Genomic DNA, 15,396 nt, shown 5'->3' with positions numbered 1-15,396 from the left:
CCGGCTGTTTTACATTCATCAGGAAAAACTTTCGCGTAATGTCTCCAAACCGTTTGATCCTACAACTGTTTTTCCGTATTCTCTAATGCGGAAAATCGATACGTCAGATTCCTCACCATATTCCAATACATGGCTAACCATATCGTCTTGTTCATCTTCAGTATATTGGTTATCAAACTTAAGATAAAGATAATACGTTCCCTCGAAGTGGTATACTTCATTTTGAACCTTCGTTGGGATAAACGCCTTACTCAAGGAAAGTAAGTCTTCCAAGTCATTAAAGGAAATAACAATTTCGAGAACGTCAGAATCTTGATTTCCATTAGCCTGTCTTGATTTTTGCGAGGAGCGGAATTGTTCATCAAGCATATCCACAATATTATCATCAACAGGAATATCCTCGCCTTTATTTTGCGACACTGGAATCTCAAGCTTTACGTTTCCGTCTGTCATTTGCCCACGGGTAACAACGATTTCCATCCCGTTATCCAAGGCTTGCACTTGAATCCAAAGAGGACCTTCCATTTCAAAATTTTCGCGATCGTGTGCTTCATTAATCATTTCAAAAAACAACTCTTCACCGCGTTCGCGGTTGTACCAAATTTCATCCCGGTCAAATCCTCTATCCTCAATATCTTTGTATGTGATGTAAAATTTGACCGTGGATTCGTTAATTCTTTCGATTTCCACGATTTTCTCCCTCCTTTGAAGGTAAGGTGGCTGCCGCTTCCTTGTTTTCTCTCTTTACTAAGATTATACCCTTTGGACGGGCAACTAAATCTTAACGAACGTATTACTATTATTGTATACGTTTAGATAAAGGTTGTTAAGGACCAATGCTCATCCCGCCGATGATTTTTTGAGGGAGCGGAGCGTACGAAAGAGAAAACGCGGTCTTTCCTGCTATTAAATGTTAATTTTCAAGCAAAGCATCCAAGTTGTCAAGAGTAAACCATAACTCTTTTACCTTACCATCATCTCAGTAGTTATCATTTATACTCATTGCTACATTTTTTATATCTTAAATCTCTATCCTTAGGATAACAAAGGTTCAGCAATCTTGAAAACAAAAAAACTTCTACCGTCATAAAAAAGTAGAAGTTTTATTCACCGCATTATTTAATTGACCATGTGTTGAGCTTCCATCAAGTTGAATGTTCGTACTTTCCGAGGTAGAAAACGGCGAATTTCCGCTTCGTTGTATCCTACCTGCAAACGTTTCTCATCAAAAATAATAGGACGTCGCAACAATCCAGGATTCTCACTGATCAATTCAAATAAACGTTGAAGTGAAAGATTTTCGAGTTCTACATCAAGTTCCTGAAAAACTTTAGAGCGTTTTGAAACAATTTCATCTGTTCCATCTTCTGTGAGTCTTACTATTTCTTTCACCTCTTCCACACTTAATGGAGAAGCAAAAATATTACGTTCTTCAAAAGGAATATTATATTCTTCGAGCCACGCTTTCGCTTTACGACAAGAGGTGCAACTCGGAGATGTCAGTAAAGTAACCATCAGGATTAACCTCTCCCTTCTTCGTCCTGCAAAAAATCTATATCGCGGACATGAACTATACTTATATGACTTTACATGGTTCATTATACAATAATTATTCTAATTTGAAAAGCATTTTTAATAAATAACTTATATTCCTATAAATTTACCTTGTATTCCCGTGCACCGGGGGATTGCGTCGGATTTATAGATATTGATACGTTGTAGTCCATCGTTTTGTCTAATGTTCATCTTTCTCATTCCTTCTTTTTGTAATGATAAAACATAATTATTAGAAAAACATGTGATAAATTTGTGACAAATGATAAATGCAATACAAAAAAGGGTTGTCACAAAAGTATCATTTTTGTGACAACCCTTTTACTGAATTTTCTACGCTGATGTTTTTGAGTTGGAAGGAGTCGTTGAACCACGTTCTGTTTTAGGAAGTTTGTTCCAATCCTTTAGATTTTTGGGGAGGAGATCTTTTAACACTTCGCGCTTTTTCCGACGTTTTTGCTTATCTTTGTTTTTCATATATCATCCCTCCTTTTCTCATAATAATTACGTCTTTTCATTCTCACTTTCCAACGAACCATTATAAGATAATACTTCTTCAGCTTTTTGATATGATTTCCCATACAGTTCTTTATCTTTATACGTATGAATATTTTTATACGTTTGTTTCAATTTTTCATATATACTTTCTTCTGAATCATTTTCTGGCGACCAATACAAAATTTCTAACGTATTTACTTCATCTGTAGCAAGCGATTTACGGCTGTATCCAATCGAACTGGCGTGCTTAAAGCCAGCTCTTTCATAAAACCGGAATCTTTTCTTTGAATCAGAATCCTCATAGTCGAGCGGTTCTACTTCTAATATAATAGGTTTTCCACGTTCTTTAAGTTTATTCAGAAGTTTTTTCCCCAACCCTTCCCCTCTTGCTTCTTTAGAAACAAATAAATAATCAATAAAAATAAAGTCATCTGTTTCCACATACATTATTACATAATGGTCTCCTTCATCTTTATGATATATATCTCCTTTTTCTTTTAACAAGAGTTCCAGGTGTTCTTTTGATTTCATTTCTTCCACTGGGAAGTATTGATTAAGCTTCTCATACCAATTCATCCGTTCCATGAAAACCTCCGCTTTCTTCTGCTTTTCTCTATTATAAATCGAAAAGTTTGAATTTGCACACCTCTTCTTTATTTTTTCAAACGCTATATCCGGCCTTATTTTCTGTTAACATAACCAAGATACGTTATTTTATCCTATATAAAAAAACTCAGCTTATTGCTGAGTCATACTGCAATATGCCGAGCTTTTTCATATCAGTTACGGGGTATAGTCTACACCTTCTGTATAATTGTTCGTTGCATTCCAAAGTAAAAATTCATCAATGTCGTTATCATTTAATGCTTCAATTTGAGCTTCTACTTCATCTACTCCATATTCTAAATAGTTACCAGAACCAAGCCAGCTTGCAGTGAAATCTTGAATCCAAGGCCGCGATTCTGGGGCATTATCAAGTTCGTTTAAAACGTTGTTTTCAACTTGAGCATATTCATCCGTTAATTTATAAGGATGTAAATCAGGTTTATCAATGCCAAAATATGGTGTCCAGTGACTTGGATAAATCATGGATGAAATAATATCGACGTTACTTGAGATTTTCGAGAAATTCTGACCTATACCGGGAGCTTGTTCCAGCGTTGCAGAATACCCAAAAATATCTACAGAAACATCTATATCGAATTCTTGCTGCAATTCTTCTTTAGCATACTCTACAAACTCAGTTACAGCTGTGACCCGCTGCTCCACATTATTTCCTTCCGAACCATAATCCCCTCTCGAATAATCTAATTCCTCATCTCGATGTTCAAATCCTTCTGGAAAACGAACATAATCGAACTGTATTTCCTGAAAACCCATTTTTGCTGCTTCTTTTGCAATTTTTATGTTGTAGTCCCAGACTTCTTTTTCATATGGATTCACAAATGCTTCGTCACTTCCATTTTTCCAAATGGAACCATTTTTCTTAAAAGATAAATCTGGGCGTTTTTCTGCCAGTACCGAATCCTTAAACACAACAATACGTGCGATTGGGTAAACATCATGTTCTTCCAGTGTATTCATCATTTCTGAGGGATCACTAATCATATTTTTACCGATATTGGGAAGATCTGCCTCACCTTCAGGATTAAACGTAAGGTTTCCATAATCGTCTTTAATATCAATAACCATGGAATTTAAGTCCGTTGAATCTGTAAGGTCCAATAAATCTGTAAAACGAGATCCTCCTGCCGAGTGACCTGTCACATATAAACCGCGCACCCCGTCTTCTGGATATGTAAAGTCATAACCGCTGTCGTAAAAAAATCGAGACATGTTCTCTTCCAAGTCTTTATGCATTTCATTTGTTTTTTTATGTTTGTGATGCATGACTGTTCTATTTTCTTCTCCACTCAGGTCACCTGTCAGCAAAAATCCTCCTGCAACAATACATGCAGCTCCTAGTGATATCAACGTTTTTTTCATGTTCTCCCCAACCCTTTTTATATGTTTTTTATCCTATATTTACTTATCTCTCTCTTCTTAAAATTATACATAGTTTTTCACATTTCACCAATAGGTCAAAAGAAAAAACTGACAGCATTATAGCATCCGACTTTTATCACGAAACCCATTGCCTTTGACACATTTATAATGGAATCTGTGTAGAAGAATATAACGATTAAAACGTATTAGATTAATAAAGTGAAATTCACCTTGCATTCTTCATATTAACTCGTTATAATAGTAAAAATATATTCAAGACTATAATGAAACATCAGGAGGGGTGATGATGAGAAATGTGACGCTAGAACAAATATTTGAGCACCCGGTGACACAAAAATACGTCAAACGTGCTGGGTTGGCTCATGCGATTGCTACTTCTTATCACGCTTTCCGTCTTGCCGAAAAAAATAAAGTCAATCCCGACCTTGCTGTCAAAGCTGCCTTTCTACACGACATGGGGCATTACACTTGGTATCGTGATGGGGAATGGGATTTTGACTTATATAAAAAAAACGATATTCATGCCATTAAAGGTGCTGAACGAGCTCATAAGCTATTAATTCGTCTTGGAGAAGATCGGAGAAATGCAAAAGAAATTGCACTTGCTGTCCTTTTACACACCGATTCCTTTTTACCAGTTGAACACGAGCAATTAAATCGCAGCACTTTACAGCAAATTGTCGCACAAGCCGACGAGCTTGACGAAGAGCCATCAGGCAATCATCACTACCGTAAAATTTCGGAAGCGAAAGCGCGAAAAAAGATTGTTGAACTTGATCATCGAGTGGATGACGCACTAAAAAGCCATGTGCATCATCAGACAAATGAAGTATAAAATCATCCGATTCGGACATTTGAGGAAACACTCCTCATCGATTTAAAGATATGATATTCCAAAAAAACATCCGCTGAGTTTATAACTATCTCAGCGGATGTTTTTATTTTAGTTACGGACGGTTGTTTGTTTTTCAAGCCAAGGCATAACATTATTCACTGTATCATCTAAAAAGGAAATCGTACCTTCATCGATGACATTGCCTTCTGCGTCAATTTTCTCGTGAACCGACCCAATTAACACTTCATTAGCTGGAAGAACAGGAGAAGATAATCCTGGAGCAAATAGAATATCCCGTAAGTGTGCCTGTGCTTTCACAGTGCCAAGAGCTCCCATCGAGGCTCCAACAATCCATGATGGTTTGCCAATCATTACTTGGTCTACTCGAGACAACCAATCAATTGCGTTTTTAAGTGCGCCAGAAATGGTGCCATTATATTCTGGAGTTACCCATAACACCGCGTCCGCACCTTTCACACTTTTTTTAAATGCTGTCACTTCTCCCGGTGGATCATTTTCAATATCTTGATTATAAAATGGCAGTTGCCCAATTTCTAAAATATCAAGCGTAAATTGGTCCTCATATCTTGATTGGATGTACTTAGCCAATTTTAGGTTGTATGAATCGTTTCTTGTGCTCCCCACGATAGCAGCAATTTTCATTATAAACCCTCCAAAAAGTATTATGATGTATTAAAACACAAGAGTTATTATAACGAAAACGATAAACAATTGCTACTATAATGGTTTCACACTTCCATTCTTCTCTTGCGCACCAAAAAGTTGTCCTCCTCACTTTAGGACAGCTTTTTGTTTAATTTTCTATATGCTTCACATATTGGTACAGTGCACTCATATCTTTTTTTCCATAACCATTCTCATCTGCTTGTTGAAACAAACTACGGACAAAGTCCCCTGCTTTTAAAGACACATTAGATTCATCTGCCATTGCATCAGCTAACCCCAAATCTTTTAACAAAAGATCTAGCGCAAAACCAGGTTCATCTTTATTTTCTGATATAAAATCACCGTAATGACGGTCGAAAATTTTGCTTTGAGCAAAACCATTACTTAATACACCGTATAACAGACTTTTATCAATGCCGGATTGATCAGCAAGGTGCAGTGCTTCTCCAACGGCAGCTGTATGCATACCGACCATGTATTGATTGATGAGCTTTACTTTCGTACCATTTCCAACAGGACCGGTATGAGTAATATTTTTACCTAACACATCAAATATTGGTTTAGCCTCTTCAAATGCTACTTCTTCACCGCCGCACATAATAGCAAGCGTACCGGATTCTGCACCGGCCGTCCCTCCACTCACTGGAGCGTCTAAATAACGCGCTCCCCGGGCTGATGCTTCTTTTGCTATTCGCACATGTAAAGAAGGGGAGACGGTGCTGAAATCGATAATAAGCGGTGTCTTTATATTCATTTGGAGCAATCCATTATCCCCTAACAGCATCTGTTCGACATCTTCCGGCTGTGGCAGACATGTCATAATCACATCCGCATTTTCAGCAATGTGTGCCAGTGATTCAGCCCGTTGTCCACCAAGTTCTTCAAAGATATCTTCTTTAGCCTTTGAACGATTCAAACCATACACATAGTAGCCTGCCTGTACAAGATTGCGGGCCATAGGCATTCCCATGTTTCCAAGCCCAATAAAAGCCAGCTTTTGCATATTGCTGTCTTCCTCCTTTACGCCCATTCTTTTGAAACCATTTCCCACTCATGTATCTCAAAATCTCTGGCACTGTGTACAACAAAAGGATCTTGTTTTACTAAAGCTTCCACTTCTTCTTCACTTGCAGCACGATATATAACAAGACCTCCGCTTCCGTCAGTGAATTTACCGTTTGCAGCAACATTTCCTTCTTCTCTTTGTTTTTGAAGAAAAGCAAGGTGATCCGGTCTATAAGTTTGACTTAATTCTTTATCTTTTAAAGGCAGTAATACAGCGAACAATTTCATATTTTCGACTCCTTTTCATCTAATATTACAAATATTATACTAACGCATTATTATAATTAAATATACCTCGCCTTTAATCCTGCCTATTTATCAATTTTTTTGATCTATTGACTACTCCATGCTTTGATGGTATATTTATAGACAATTGAAAAAGGGGAGTAGCGTCCAATAGGTTTAATGAATCGTCATGACAGCGAGAAACATCCGCTCGGTTCGTTAAGCTTCACACTGGTGAAGTACGCAAGACCTTTTTATAAAAGGATTGGAGTTTATTCATTCCATCCTTTTATAAAAAGGTCTTTTTTAATGGCTTCTTACAAATGAAAGGGGAAAGACACATATGTTATTTTTCATATTTGCTCTTGCAGCAATATTCACCGTTATATCGGCAGTCAAATTATCTACATACGCCGATGTCATCAGTTTTAAATCAAAATGGGGCGGCTTAATGGTTGGAACGATACTATTAGCAGGGGCTACATCACTGCCAGAAGTAACAACGAGCTTAACAGCGGTATTTTTAGACAACCCCGACATTGCTGTTGGAAATGTACTTGGCAGTAATATGTTTAATTTGCTTATTATTGCAACATTTGACTTGTACTACCGAAAAGAAAAGCTATTTTCTCGAACAGATATGTCTCACGCCTACACAGCGTCCCTTGGAATTATGTTATCTGCCCTTGCTCTCATTGCTTTCTTCCTGCGGACGGATTTAGCTATTTTAGGCATCGGTGTGGATTCGTTATTTATATTAATTACCTACATTGTCGGTATTTCCATCATCAATCGAAAAACTAAAGAAGATGCTCTCGCGCAAACAGCTGCTGTAAACGAGGAAAATCAAATAAGTCCTTCGAGCGCCATCTCGTTAAAACACGCCCAATTCGGTTTTCTTATTGCCGCAATTGTTATTCTTGGCTCCGGTTCTCTGCTCACAATTAGCGGCGATGAGATTGCTGTCCAAACAGGTCTTGGCTCTAGTTTTATAGGGAGTTTTCTTATTGCAGCATCAACATCTCTCCCTGAAGCCGTAGCCGTACTTATTGCTTTACAGCTTCAAAATCATAATCTCGCGCTCGGCTCCATTCTTGGCAGTAATTTATTTAATATGATTTTACTCGCGATTAGTGATATTGCCTATCTTTCCGGGCCAATCATCGCTGCTTCCAATCAAGTGCATCAAATTACGGCAGGTGCTGTCACGCTTCTTGCTGCAATTGTTCTCTTCTCTGTACTGCGCGGCCGAAAGCAATTCTTCCGTCTCTACACTTGGCCGTCTGTTTTACTTGTTGTTGTTTATTTCATCACATCCTTTTTTATTTTCATAGCATAGTAGATAACGACCGTTCCTATTATTCAGAAGACGGTCGTTTCCCTGTGGTTGCCAATGCTTCTTCTAACGTAGTTCTTTGGATTGGTCCATAAAACGATTGTACAATAACCCCGCTTTCATTTAATAAAAAAGAAATTGGGACACCTGTCACTTGAAAAGCATCCATTGCCTGTCCTTCTTCATCTAACAGTACTGGAATGGAGAGTTGGCCTTGCTTTACGAATTGATAGACATCCTCTTTATTCATTTCCTCTTGCGTCGCATTAATAGCTACCAGGTTGAAAACGTCTTTGTTTTCTTGATGATAGGAGGAAAGCTTTGGCAGTTCTTGTTGACAAATCCCGCACCAGCTAGAAAAAAAAGTTAATAAAACCGGCTTATCCATAAAGGAATCTAATGCATATGTCTCTTGATTAATACCTGTTAATTCTAGTTCGGGGGCTGTCTCTCCATTTTGTGTTACAGGATAGCCAGCTACGGCTTGTTCGGCTTTCTTTACCGGATTGTTTGATGCTTGATAGAATAAACCCGAGGCAAATATAATTCCACATAAACTTAAGAATAGTAATCTCTTTTGAAAAAAACGCATGAGGGGATTCACTCCTTTCAAAAGTTATGATTAGGGAGGGCTTTTTTTGTTCATAATGCGTCTGCTCGTATATAGTTTCACCGCAATAGTTGTCGCCTTCATGTTTTTATCATTTCAGTTTCCGATTTTAGCGGAATGGCCACTGGCAACCACTTTATTGATAATTGTTCCGTTATTTGCTATTTATCTTGGCATGAAGCACCGTTCCTAAGGCGTGCTGGGATGCTGCTGTAATAATCTGTTTTGTACTTTCTGGACGCTGTAAACGACGCTGTCTTCTTTTCATCCGTTCTCGTTCGAATGGGCAATGAATGTATGTTGCTACTTTTTTACGCATTGCTTCTAGAGTGAAGGTCCAGCTAGCTGCCTGTTTTTTTACAAAGTAACAGGCATTTCGTTCTTCCTGACCGGCAAGTGGTGCATACAATACCGTAGGTGTTTCACATATAGTGGTTTCCGTGAGTGTCATCCCTCCTGCTTTTGTAATGAATACATCTGCTGCCTGCAAATAGTCAGTAAAACGATCAGTGAAAGGGATAACGTGTACATTGTCTTTGGGGTTTTGAATTGTTTCTTTTCTTTTCCGTTTTCCTTCTATAACAACAATAGTTGACGAAGTCGGAAGCTTTTTCAGTTCTTCTACAACTTTTTGAAACGGAAACAGACTTTCTCCTCCTCCACAAACGAGTAAAAGGGGCTTCGAAAAGTCCCAGCCATGTTCCAAACAACATTCTTTTTTAGTGTAACGCTTGTTCAATTTTTCCACAGGAATGCCAGTAGGAAACACGGGGGCGTTCATACTTGTCCGATTTTCTTTATCAATATCAGGCAAGAAAAATCCATTAACGGCTGGATGATTCGCTACAGGAGCCTGCCAATAGTCTGTCGCAACATGATACAACGGAATAAAGCTTCCCATTCTTTTCATCCCTTCTCCAGCAAGAGCTGTTAACAAAGGATGAACAGACAGAATTAAATCTGCTTTAAGTCCTTCCTGTACTTTCTTTTCAAATACTTGAGCAAGCATTCGAACAACCGCTGGGAAGACTTGTTGAGACATTTTACGCCAAATATATGGCGTAAAGGACAACATCGTACGATATAACATAGAACTGAATATATGCAGAACCTGATACCCTTCTTCTAAAGGGTGGAAAATCACGCATTCATGTTTCATAGCTTCTGCCTCTTTGTGCAATAACAGAGCTGCTTTGTTATGACCATGTCCATACGAAACAGTCCAAATATGAATACGCATAGGCTAAACTCCTCCGCTTATTTGCTTTAGTATATGCCACAGAATGAAAAGACATGCATAAACGACGCAAGGCGGTTTACTCGGTAAGAGAGTTTCGATATGATATAGAAGAGAAAAAAGACGCTAAAATACCAGGAAGATACATAGAAAGGAATGCATAGTCATGACAACGGTTTTTTCAGGGATTCAGCCGAGTGGAACGTTAACACTTGGAAATTATTTAGGAGCATTACAACACTTTGTGGGAATGCAAGAGGAGAATGATTGTTTCTTTTGTATCGTAGATCAGCACGCCATTACTGTGCCACAAAACAAAACAGAACTTCGTAAAAACATAAAAAGCCTGGCTGCGCTTTATTTAGCAACGGGAATTGATCCAAAGAAATCAACCCTTTTTATTCAATCTGAAGTTCCGGCACATGCCCAATTAGCCTGGATTATGCAATGTGTCTCTTATATCGGAGAACTTGAAAGAATGACTCAGTTTAAAGATAAATCAGCTGGTAAAACAGGAGTTTCCTCCGCCTTACTTACGTATCCACCTTTAATGGCAGCTGATATCTTATTGTATAGTACAGATATTGTGCCTGTTGGTGAAGACCAAAAGCAGCATTTAGAGTTAACGAGAAACTTGGCGGAACGTTTTAATCAACAGTACAATGACATTTTCACAATACCGGAAGTGCAGATTCCAAAAGTTGGAGCACGGATCATGTCGTTACAAGATCCGTTGAAAAAAATGAGTAAATCCGATGAAAATCAAAAAGGATTTATTTCTATGTTAGATGACGAAAGAACGATTATAAAAAAAATAAAAAGCGCCGTAACAGATTCGGAAAATGAAGTCCGTTTTGACCGAGAAAATAAGCCGGGGGTTTCTAACTTAATGTCGATTTTATCCCTTTCCACCGGAGATTCCCTTGCATCCATCGAGCAAACTTATAACGGAAAAAATTATGGAGAGTTCAAACAAGATGTTGCAGAAGCTGTAGCCACTCTATTAAATCCAATTCGTGAACGCCATGAAGAATTGATGCAATCCGATGAGTTAGATGAAATTTTAGATCAAGGAGCCGAGCAAGCTCAACGTGTCAGTTATAAGATGTTAAAAAAAGCAGAACGAGCTGTAGGACTGGGGAGAAAAAGAAATTAAAAACCTCCAACCAAAGAAAGAGGCCGATTCCCCCATGGGAACGGCCTCTTTCTTGTTTAATACCCTTTTTGTTTTCTCCAAATTTTACCTATCATTACGCTGAATCCAATGGTTCCTACAGCAAACAAAATTGTTAATCCTTGCATGAAAACATACGCTAGTCCATCCATGTTATCACCTTGCCCTTACATTTCTACTTGTCCTTATTATATGGAATAATGAAGGTTCTGTAAAGAAAACTTATCTGCCGTTCATCTAACTTCTTCTTCATGTTGCATATTCCAAAGTTTTTCAAAAAACGGCTGCCCTTTTATCATCTTTTTACATAGTTCATAATGAGCTGGTGACCAACCTAATTTCACTTCCTCATACAATTGCTGCCAAATCACTTCTTTGTCGATATTTTGTTGAATTTCTTCGTACTTGGACGGATCCCACTCTGTAAACCAGTATCGAATTTCTGCCGATTCACCTGATGTATACAGTTGATCAAGCGCCATAAACAACAATTGCTTCAATTGTCTTTCTTTTCTCGTTAAACCAGTCATGTAACATGGATGTGGAGACAGAATATGATATTCTTTCGGTGCTGGAGCTTCTATTACGTCAAAACAATCCGATCGATCTACTTCCATCATTTCTTTAACAATGCGTTCGTGTTTTGGTGTGAGACAGCTTTTGCGAATCGGTGTTTTATACCCCAATGTATCCACTGCTAGAACTCTGTTTCCATCGTACATCACAAAACAATAATCAAGGGTAATACGAGTCATTTTTTTTCGAAGTGTGCTTTTTTGAAAAATCTCGTTCAGTAAATCGTCCGGTAAATCTTCTAGACGATTTTCAATGTAATCAAATAACTCTTCCGTAACTTTTACTATCTCTGCCTGATCTAATACTTCAATTCGATCTTCAGAATTCCATTCGTGAAAAGGACAGATGTTATAACCATTTTCCTCCCCTTCAAACCAGTTAATCCACACATCACGGATTCGGGGCATTGCTTCACCCTCCTTGCTATCCATTTGTACCAACAGTATAGTCAGAGAGAATTTGTTTTATTCTCCCTATACGAGGAATGTACGTTATGATTTCTCCGGCCAATATATACTGCCTGTTATTAAAAGTAATCCGACCACAAGAAGAGCACCTTCCGACCGTTGAAATATAAATAAAATATATTCAATCATTGATAATCCGGCTGGAATATAATTTAAGTAGGCTATAACACTTATTCCCCCAACCGCTGCCAGCCCAAACCCAATAGTCAGCATCATAAATCTGACAATCATCTTTTTCTCTCCCTTATACTCAAAGACAATAACGGGCATTTTGATTTATACTAGGTATATAAATAGGGAATCATTTCGGTAAACAAACAACGAATTCCTTTAATTTCTAAAAAACGTTTGAATTTTTTATTCACTCTTTGTTTAAATAGGCTGAACGCCCATAGATTACTTTATGCATAAACCCCCAAAATCGTACGTCACGCTCAAAGATCACAAGAAATGGAATGAAAATAATCGAAAAGCAGCCGGAGGAATAAATATGGACGTTATATTATCTCATGATCATATGGATTTTGATGCATTAGCTTCAATGGTAGCTGCATCACGAATTTATCCAAATGCTTCTATGGTGCTGTCTAATCAGCAATCAGAACAAGTTCAAGAATACTTAGCTATTTATCGGGACAGTTTCCCATTTGTTTCGGAGGAGAAAATAGTATGGCAAGATGTTGATCACATCATTTTAACCGATGTTTCCACTCTTGATCGTACGATAGCTTCCTCTGTCTCTACGAGTAATGTAGCAGTCACCGTATATGATCATCATCCGCTTAATGAAGAAAATAAAACGGAAAATGCGACGTATTATGTAGATAATACGGGTGCTGCGATTACTCTTCTACTTGAAGAAATAATGAAACAAGAGTTAGAACTAACCAGTTTTGAATCTACATTATTTGCTCTTGGACTATACACAGACACAGGGGCATTCACCTATCCAAATACAACGATACGAGATTTAAAAGCTGCTGTTTTTTTGATGGAACACGGTATGCAGATTGAACTAGTTCAGCAGTTTTCGGAAGAAACATTATCAACTAAACAACAAGATGCCTTTCATCATTACCTATCTACCGCTGAAAATATTAATAAAGACGGCTTACACATAGTGATGGCCAGCCTTTCAACTGACAAATATATTGGAAGTGTAAACGTGATAACATCCCGACTGCTTGCAACAACAGGTGCTGATGCTGTTATTACCATCACTAGCATGCAAAACAAAGTATTTATTATTGGCAGGTCTTCTTCCAATCGCATCGATTTACTTCAATTAATGCAAAGCTTTCATGGAGGTGGACATGAGCGAGCTGCTTCCGCATCTGTAAAAAATAAATCCATTTCTCATGTGTGGAGTGAAGTTAGGGAAACTCTTGTTCATTCTCTGAAAAAACCAGTTACCGCAGCATCCATTATGTCTACCCCGGTAAAAACAATATCCCAAAACACTCGTGTAGATGAAGCTAAAAACCAAATGCTTCATTACGGACATAACGGATTTCCTGTCGTAGATGAAAACAATCAACTTATCGGTATCATTTCACGTCGAGATATAGATAAGGCAACCCAGCATAATCTAGGACACGCTCCTGTTAAAGGTTATATGAGTAACACCCCCATATCGGTAACAAAGGAAACTTCATTTGAAAATATCCAGCAGTTGTTGATTCAGTATAACGTTGGTCGTCTGCCTGTTCTTGAAAACAGTAAAATCATCGGTATTGTCTCTCGTACGGATGTCATCGAACAACTGCATCAGCTCTCACGTCCGAACGAAAATCAGCCTGTCGATATTAAAAATCAAATGTACTCTCTTCTCCCAACGAGTACGATACATTTATTAAAACAACTTGGGGAGTTGGCCGAAAAAAACAATGCCAAAGCTTTCATTATCGGAGGAATCGTCCGCGATTTGATTCTTGAAACAGGCAGTGAAGATATCGATATTGTGATTGAAGGGAACGGCATTGCGATAGCAGAAGCTTTCGCTACAGAAACAGAAGCGTCTATTACCCGACACGAAACATTCGGTACGGCAACAGTTACACCAAAGATTGGACCAAGATTGGATTTTACGACGTCAAGAACAGAATACTATGAAAAACCTGCCGCCCTCCCCACCGTGTCACGTTCAAATATAAAAGAAGATCTATATCGGCGTGATTTCACGATAAATGCTATAGCAGCGTCTCTTCAGCCTGATTCATTTGGACAATTACTCGATTATTTTAACGGCTATGAAGACATATTAAATCAACGTCTACGTGTTTTGCATAACTTAAGTTTTGTCGAAGATCCAACACGGATACTACGCGGTATTCGATTTGAATCCCGATTTTCTTTTCAGTTAGACAAAGAAACAGAAGCGTTCATTCATCATTCCATATCAGCAATCAATAAGTTATCTTACTCTCGAATAATAACCGAGTGCCAGTATTTATTTTCCGAAACCAGCCCTGTGCAAACAATAAACAGGCTTGATCAACTTGGAGTCTTGAACAAATTTTTTAAAGGGGCGGTTTGGAATGATAAAACATGTTCCATTTTGACATCAATTCTGCAGCAAGGTAATCCTCAAAAAAAATTCGCATTGGAAAAATGGTTTGTTATCATTAGTTGTCTATACTTGAACAATCAACACACTATTAAAATGGCTGAATCTATATCCGTTACGAAAAAACAAAAGAAAGTTGTGCAAGACATTACCTATCTTTTCGAAAACGATTCAAAAGAATTATTTGATTCAGCCGGTACGTTTCATAAATACGCTTATTCACTCGAAGAAGAGGCCCTCTTCTTCACCGCTCTTGCTTTCGAGGCCGATGAAGAAAAACATAAAGCACATTTGATACACTTTTATCACGAAAAACGAAAAAACTTGCCGCATTGGGTAAGTGGTAATGATTTAATCGAGGCAGGCCTTACACCTGGCCCTGCTTTTAAAGAATATCTGTTTGAATTAGAACAGGCAATCATAGATGAGGTCGTTACCAATCAAAAAGAAGCGGTAAAGTTTATCCATAGTCGAATTTATTAGTTATAATAAGTCGGATTTTCTCGTTTTTTCTAATTTTTTATTCAACCATCCCGTTTATTTCTGTTATAATCAAGGT

At 38.0% G+C, this 15,396-nt stretch carries 16 protein-coding genes; 4 read left to right on the top strand and 12 right to left on the bottom strand.

Annotated elements, in window-relative coordinates; all coding sequences use genetic code 11:
• Nucleotides 1-18 precede the first annotated feature (18 nt).
• From mecA to J2S78_RS06140, 5 genes are all read right to left on the bottom strand, one after another.
• Nucleotides 19-690: an adaptor protein MecA gene (gene mecA, locus J2S78_RS06160; RefSeq protein WP_306897091.1), complete on the bottom strand. Its 672-nt coding sequence runs from the start codon at nucleotides 688-690 to the stop codon at nucleotides 19-21.
• Between the two features lie 429 nt (nucleotides 691-1,119).
• Nucleotides 1,120-1,515, bottom strand: a complete 396-nt coding sequence (spxA, locus tag J2S78_RS06155) for a transcriptional regulator SpxA (RefSeq protein WP_125559147.1) — start codon at nucleotides 1,513-1,515, stop codon at nucleotides 1,120-1,122.
• Between the two features lie 372 nt (nucleotides 1,516-1,887).
• Nucleotides 1,888-2,031, bottom strand: coding sequence for a hypothetical protein (locus J2S78_RS06150; RefSeq protein ID WP_306897089.1), 144 nt, complete (start codon nucleotides 2,029-2,031; stop codon nucleotides 1,888-1,890).
• Nucleotides 2,032-2,058: 27 nt separating this feature from the next.
• The gene (locus J2S78_RS06145) at nucleotides 2,059-2,628 is read right to left on the bottom strand and encodes a GNAT family N-acetyltransferase (protein WP_306898727.1); all 570 of its coding nucleotides are present in this window, start codon (nucleotides 2,626-2,628) and stop codon (nucleotides 2,059-2,061) included.
• 207 nt (nucleotides 2,629-2,835) lie between these two features.
• On the bottom strand, nucleotides 2,836-4,038 hold the full coding sequence (locus tag J2S78_RS06140) for a putative glycoside hydrolase (RefSeq protein WP_306897087.1): 1,203 nt from the start codon (nucleotides 4,036-4,038) through the stop codon (nucleotides 2,836-2,838).
• 307 nt (nucleotides 4,039-4,345) lie between these two features.
• Between J2S78_RS06140 and J2S78_RS06135 the strand changes: the two genes are divergently transcribed.
• The gene (locus J2S78_RS06135) at nucleotides 4,346-4,894 is read left to right on the top strand and encodes an HD domain-containing protein (protein ID WP_306897085.1); all 549 of its coding nucleotides are present in this window, start codon (nucleotides 4,346-4,348) and stop codon (nucleotides 4,892-4,894) included.
• A 108-nt stretch (nucleotides 4,895-5,002) separates the two neighbouring features.
• On the opposite strand, the gene J2S78_RS06130 is transcribed toward J2S78_RS06135, so the two are convergent.
• The 3 genes from J2S78_RS06130 to J2S78_RS06120 all read right to left on the bottom strand — a co-directional run bounded on the left by J2S78_RS06130 (nucleotide 5,003) and on the right by J2S78_RS06120 (nucleotide 6,874).
• Nucleotides 5,003-5,557 carry an NADPH-dependent FMN reductase gene (locus tag J2S78_RS06130; protein ID WP_306897083.1) on the bottom strand — a complete coding sequence of 185 codons (555 nt, stop codon included), beginning with the start codon at nucleotides 5,555-5,557 and terminating at the stop codon, nucleotides 5,003-5,005.
• 151 nt (nucleotides 5,558-5,708) lie between these two features.
• Nucleotides 5,709-6,611 carry an NAD(P)-dependent oxidoreductase gene (locus J2S78_RS06125; RefSeq protein ID WP_503167815.1) on the bottom strand — a complete coding sequence of 301 codons (903 nt, stop codon included), beginning with the start codon at nucleotides 6,609-6,611 and terminating at the stop codon, nucleotides 5,709-5,711.
• Nucleotides 6,602-6,874, bottom strand: coding sequence for a YciI family protein (locus J2S78_RS06120; RefSeq protein ID WP_306897081.1), 273 nt, complete (start codon nucleotides 6,872-6,874; stop codon nucleotides 6,602-6,604). The genes J2S78_RS06125 and J2S78_RS06120 overlap by 10 nt, the downstream gene beginning before the upstream one ends.
• Nucleotides 6,875-7,214: 340 nt before the next feature.
• Here J2S78_RS06120 and J2S78_RS06115 point away from each other — a divergent pair, with 340 nt between their 5' ends.
• On the top strand, nucleotides 7,215-8,210 hold the full coding sequence (locus tag J2S78_RS06115) for a sodium:calcium antiporter (RefSeq protein ID WP_306897080.1): 996 nt from the start codon (nucleotides 7,215-7,217) through the stop codon (nucleotides 8,208-8,210).
• Between the two features lie 19 nt (nucleotides 8,211-8,229).
• On the opposite strand, the gene J2S78_RS06110 is transcribed toward J2S78_RS06115, so the two are convergent.
• Both J2S78_RS06110 and J2S78_RS06105 read right to left on the bottom strand, forming a co-directional pair.
• A complete protein-coding gene (locus J2S78_RS06110) occupies nucleotides 8,230-8,799 on the bottom strand; it encodes a TlpA family protein disulfide reductase (protein ID WP_306897079.1) in 570 nt (189 codons plus the stop codon).
• A gap of 172 nt (nucleotides 8,800-8,971) precedes the next feature.
• Nucleotides 8,972-10,057, bottom strand: coding sequence for a glycosyltransferase (locus J2S78_RS06105; RefSeq protein WP_306897078.1), 1,086 nt, complete (start codon nucleotides 10,055-10,057; stop codon nucleotides 8,972-8,974).
• 163 nt (nucleotides 10,058-10,220) lie between these two features.
• Between J2S78_RS06105 and trpS the strand changes: the two genes are divergently transcribed.
• Nucleotides 10,221-11,210 carry a tryptophan--tRNA ligase gene (gene trpS, locus J2S78_RS06100; RefSeq protein WP_306897076.1) on the top strand — a complete coding sequence of 330 codons (990 nt, stop codon included), beginning with the start codon at nucleotides 10,221-10,223 and terminating at the stop codon, nucleotides 11,208-11,210.
• A 251-nt stretch (nucleotides 11,211-11,461) separates the two neighbouring features.
• Here trpS and J2S78_RS06095 read toward each other — a convergent pair whose 3' ends face one another.
• Together J2S78_RS06095 and J2S78_RS06090 are read right to left on the bottom strand one after the other, a co-directional pair.
• Entirely contained in the window at nucleotides 11,462-12,211 is a 750-nt protein-coding gene (locus tag J2S78_RS06095) for a DUF3603 family protein (protein WP_306897075.1), read from the bottom strand.
• 84 nt (nucleotides 12,212-12,295) lie between these two features.
• Complete coding sequence (locus tag J2S78_RS06090; protein WP_306897073.1) at nucleotides 12,296-12,502, bottom strand: YuzI family membrane protein; 207 nt, start codon at nucleotides 12,500-12,502, stop codon at nucleotides 12,296-12,298.
• A gap of 259 nt (nucleotides 12,503-12,761) precedes the next feature.
• Here J2S78_RS06090 and J2S78_RS06085 point away from each other — a divergent pair, with 259 nt between their 5' ends.
• The gene (locus J2S78_RS06085; protein WP_306897072.1) at nucleotides 12,762-15,320 is read left to right on the top strand and encodes a CBS domain-containing protein; all 2,559 of its coding nucleotides are present in this window, start codon (nucleotides 12,762-12,764) and stop codon (nucleotides 15,318-15,320) included.
• Nucleotides 15,321-15,396: the final 76 nt, after the last annotated feature.

The organism is Salibacterium salarium, from assembly GCF_030813635.1.
GTDB classification, from domain to species: Bacteria; Bacillota; Bacilli; order Bacillales; family Marinococcaceae; genus Salibacterium; species Salibacterium salarium.
The sequence above is the reverse complement of the archived record's forward strand: the minus strand, read 5'-3'. Positions and strand labels throughout refer to the sequence as shown.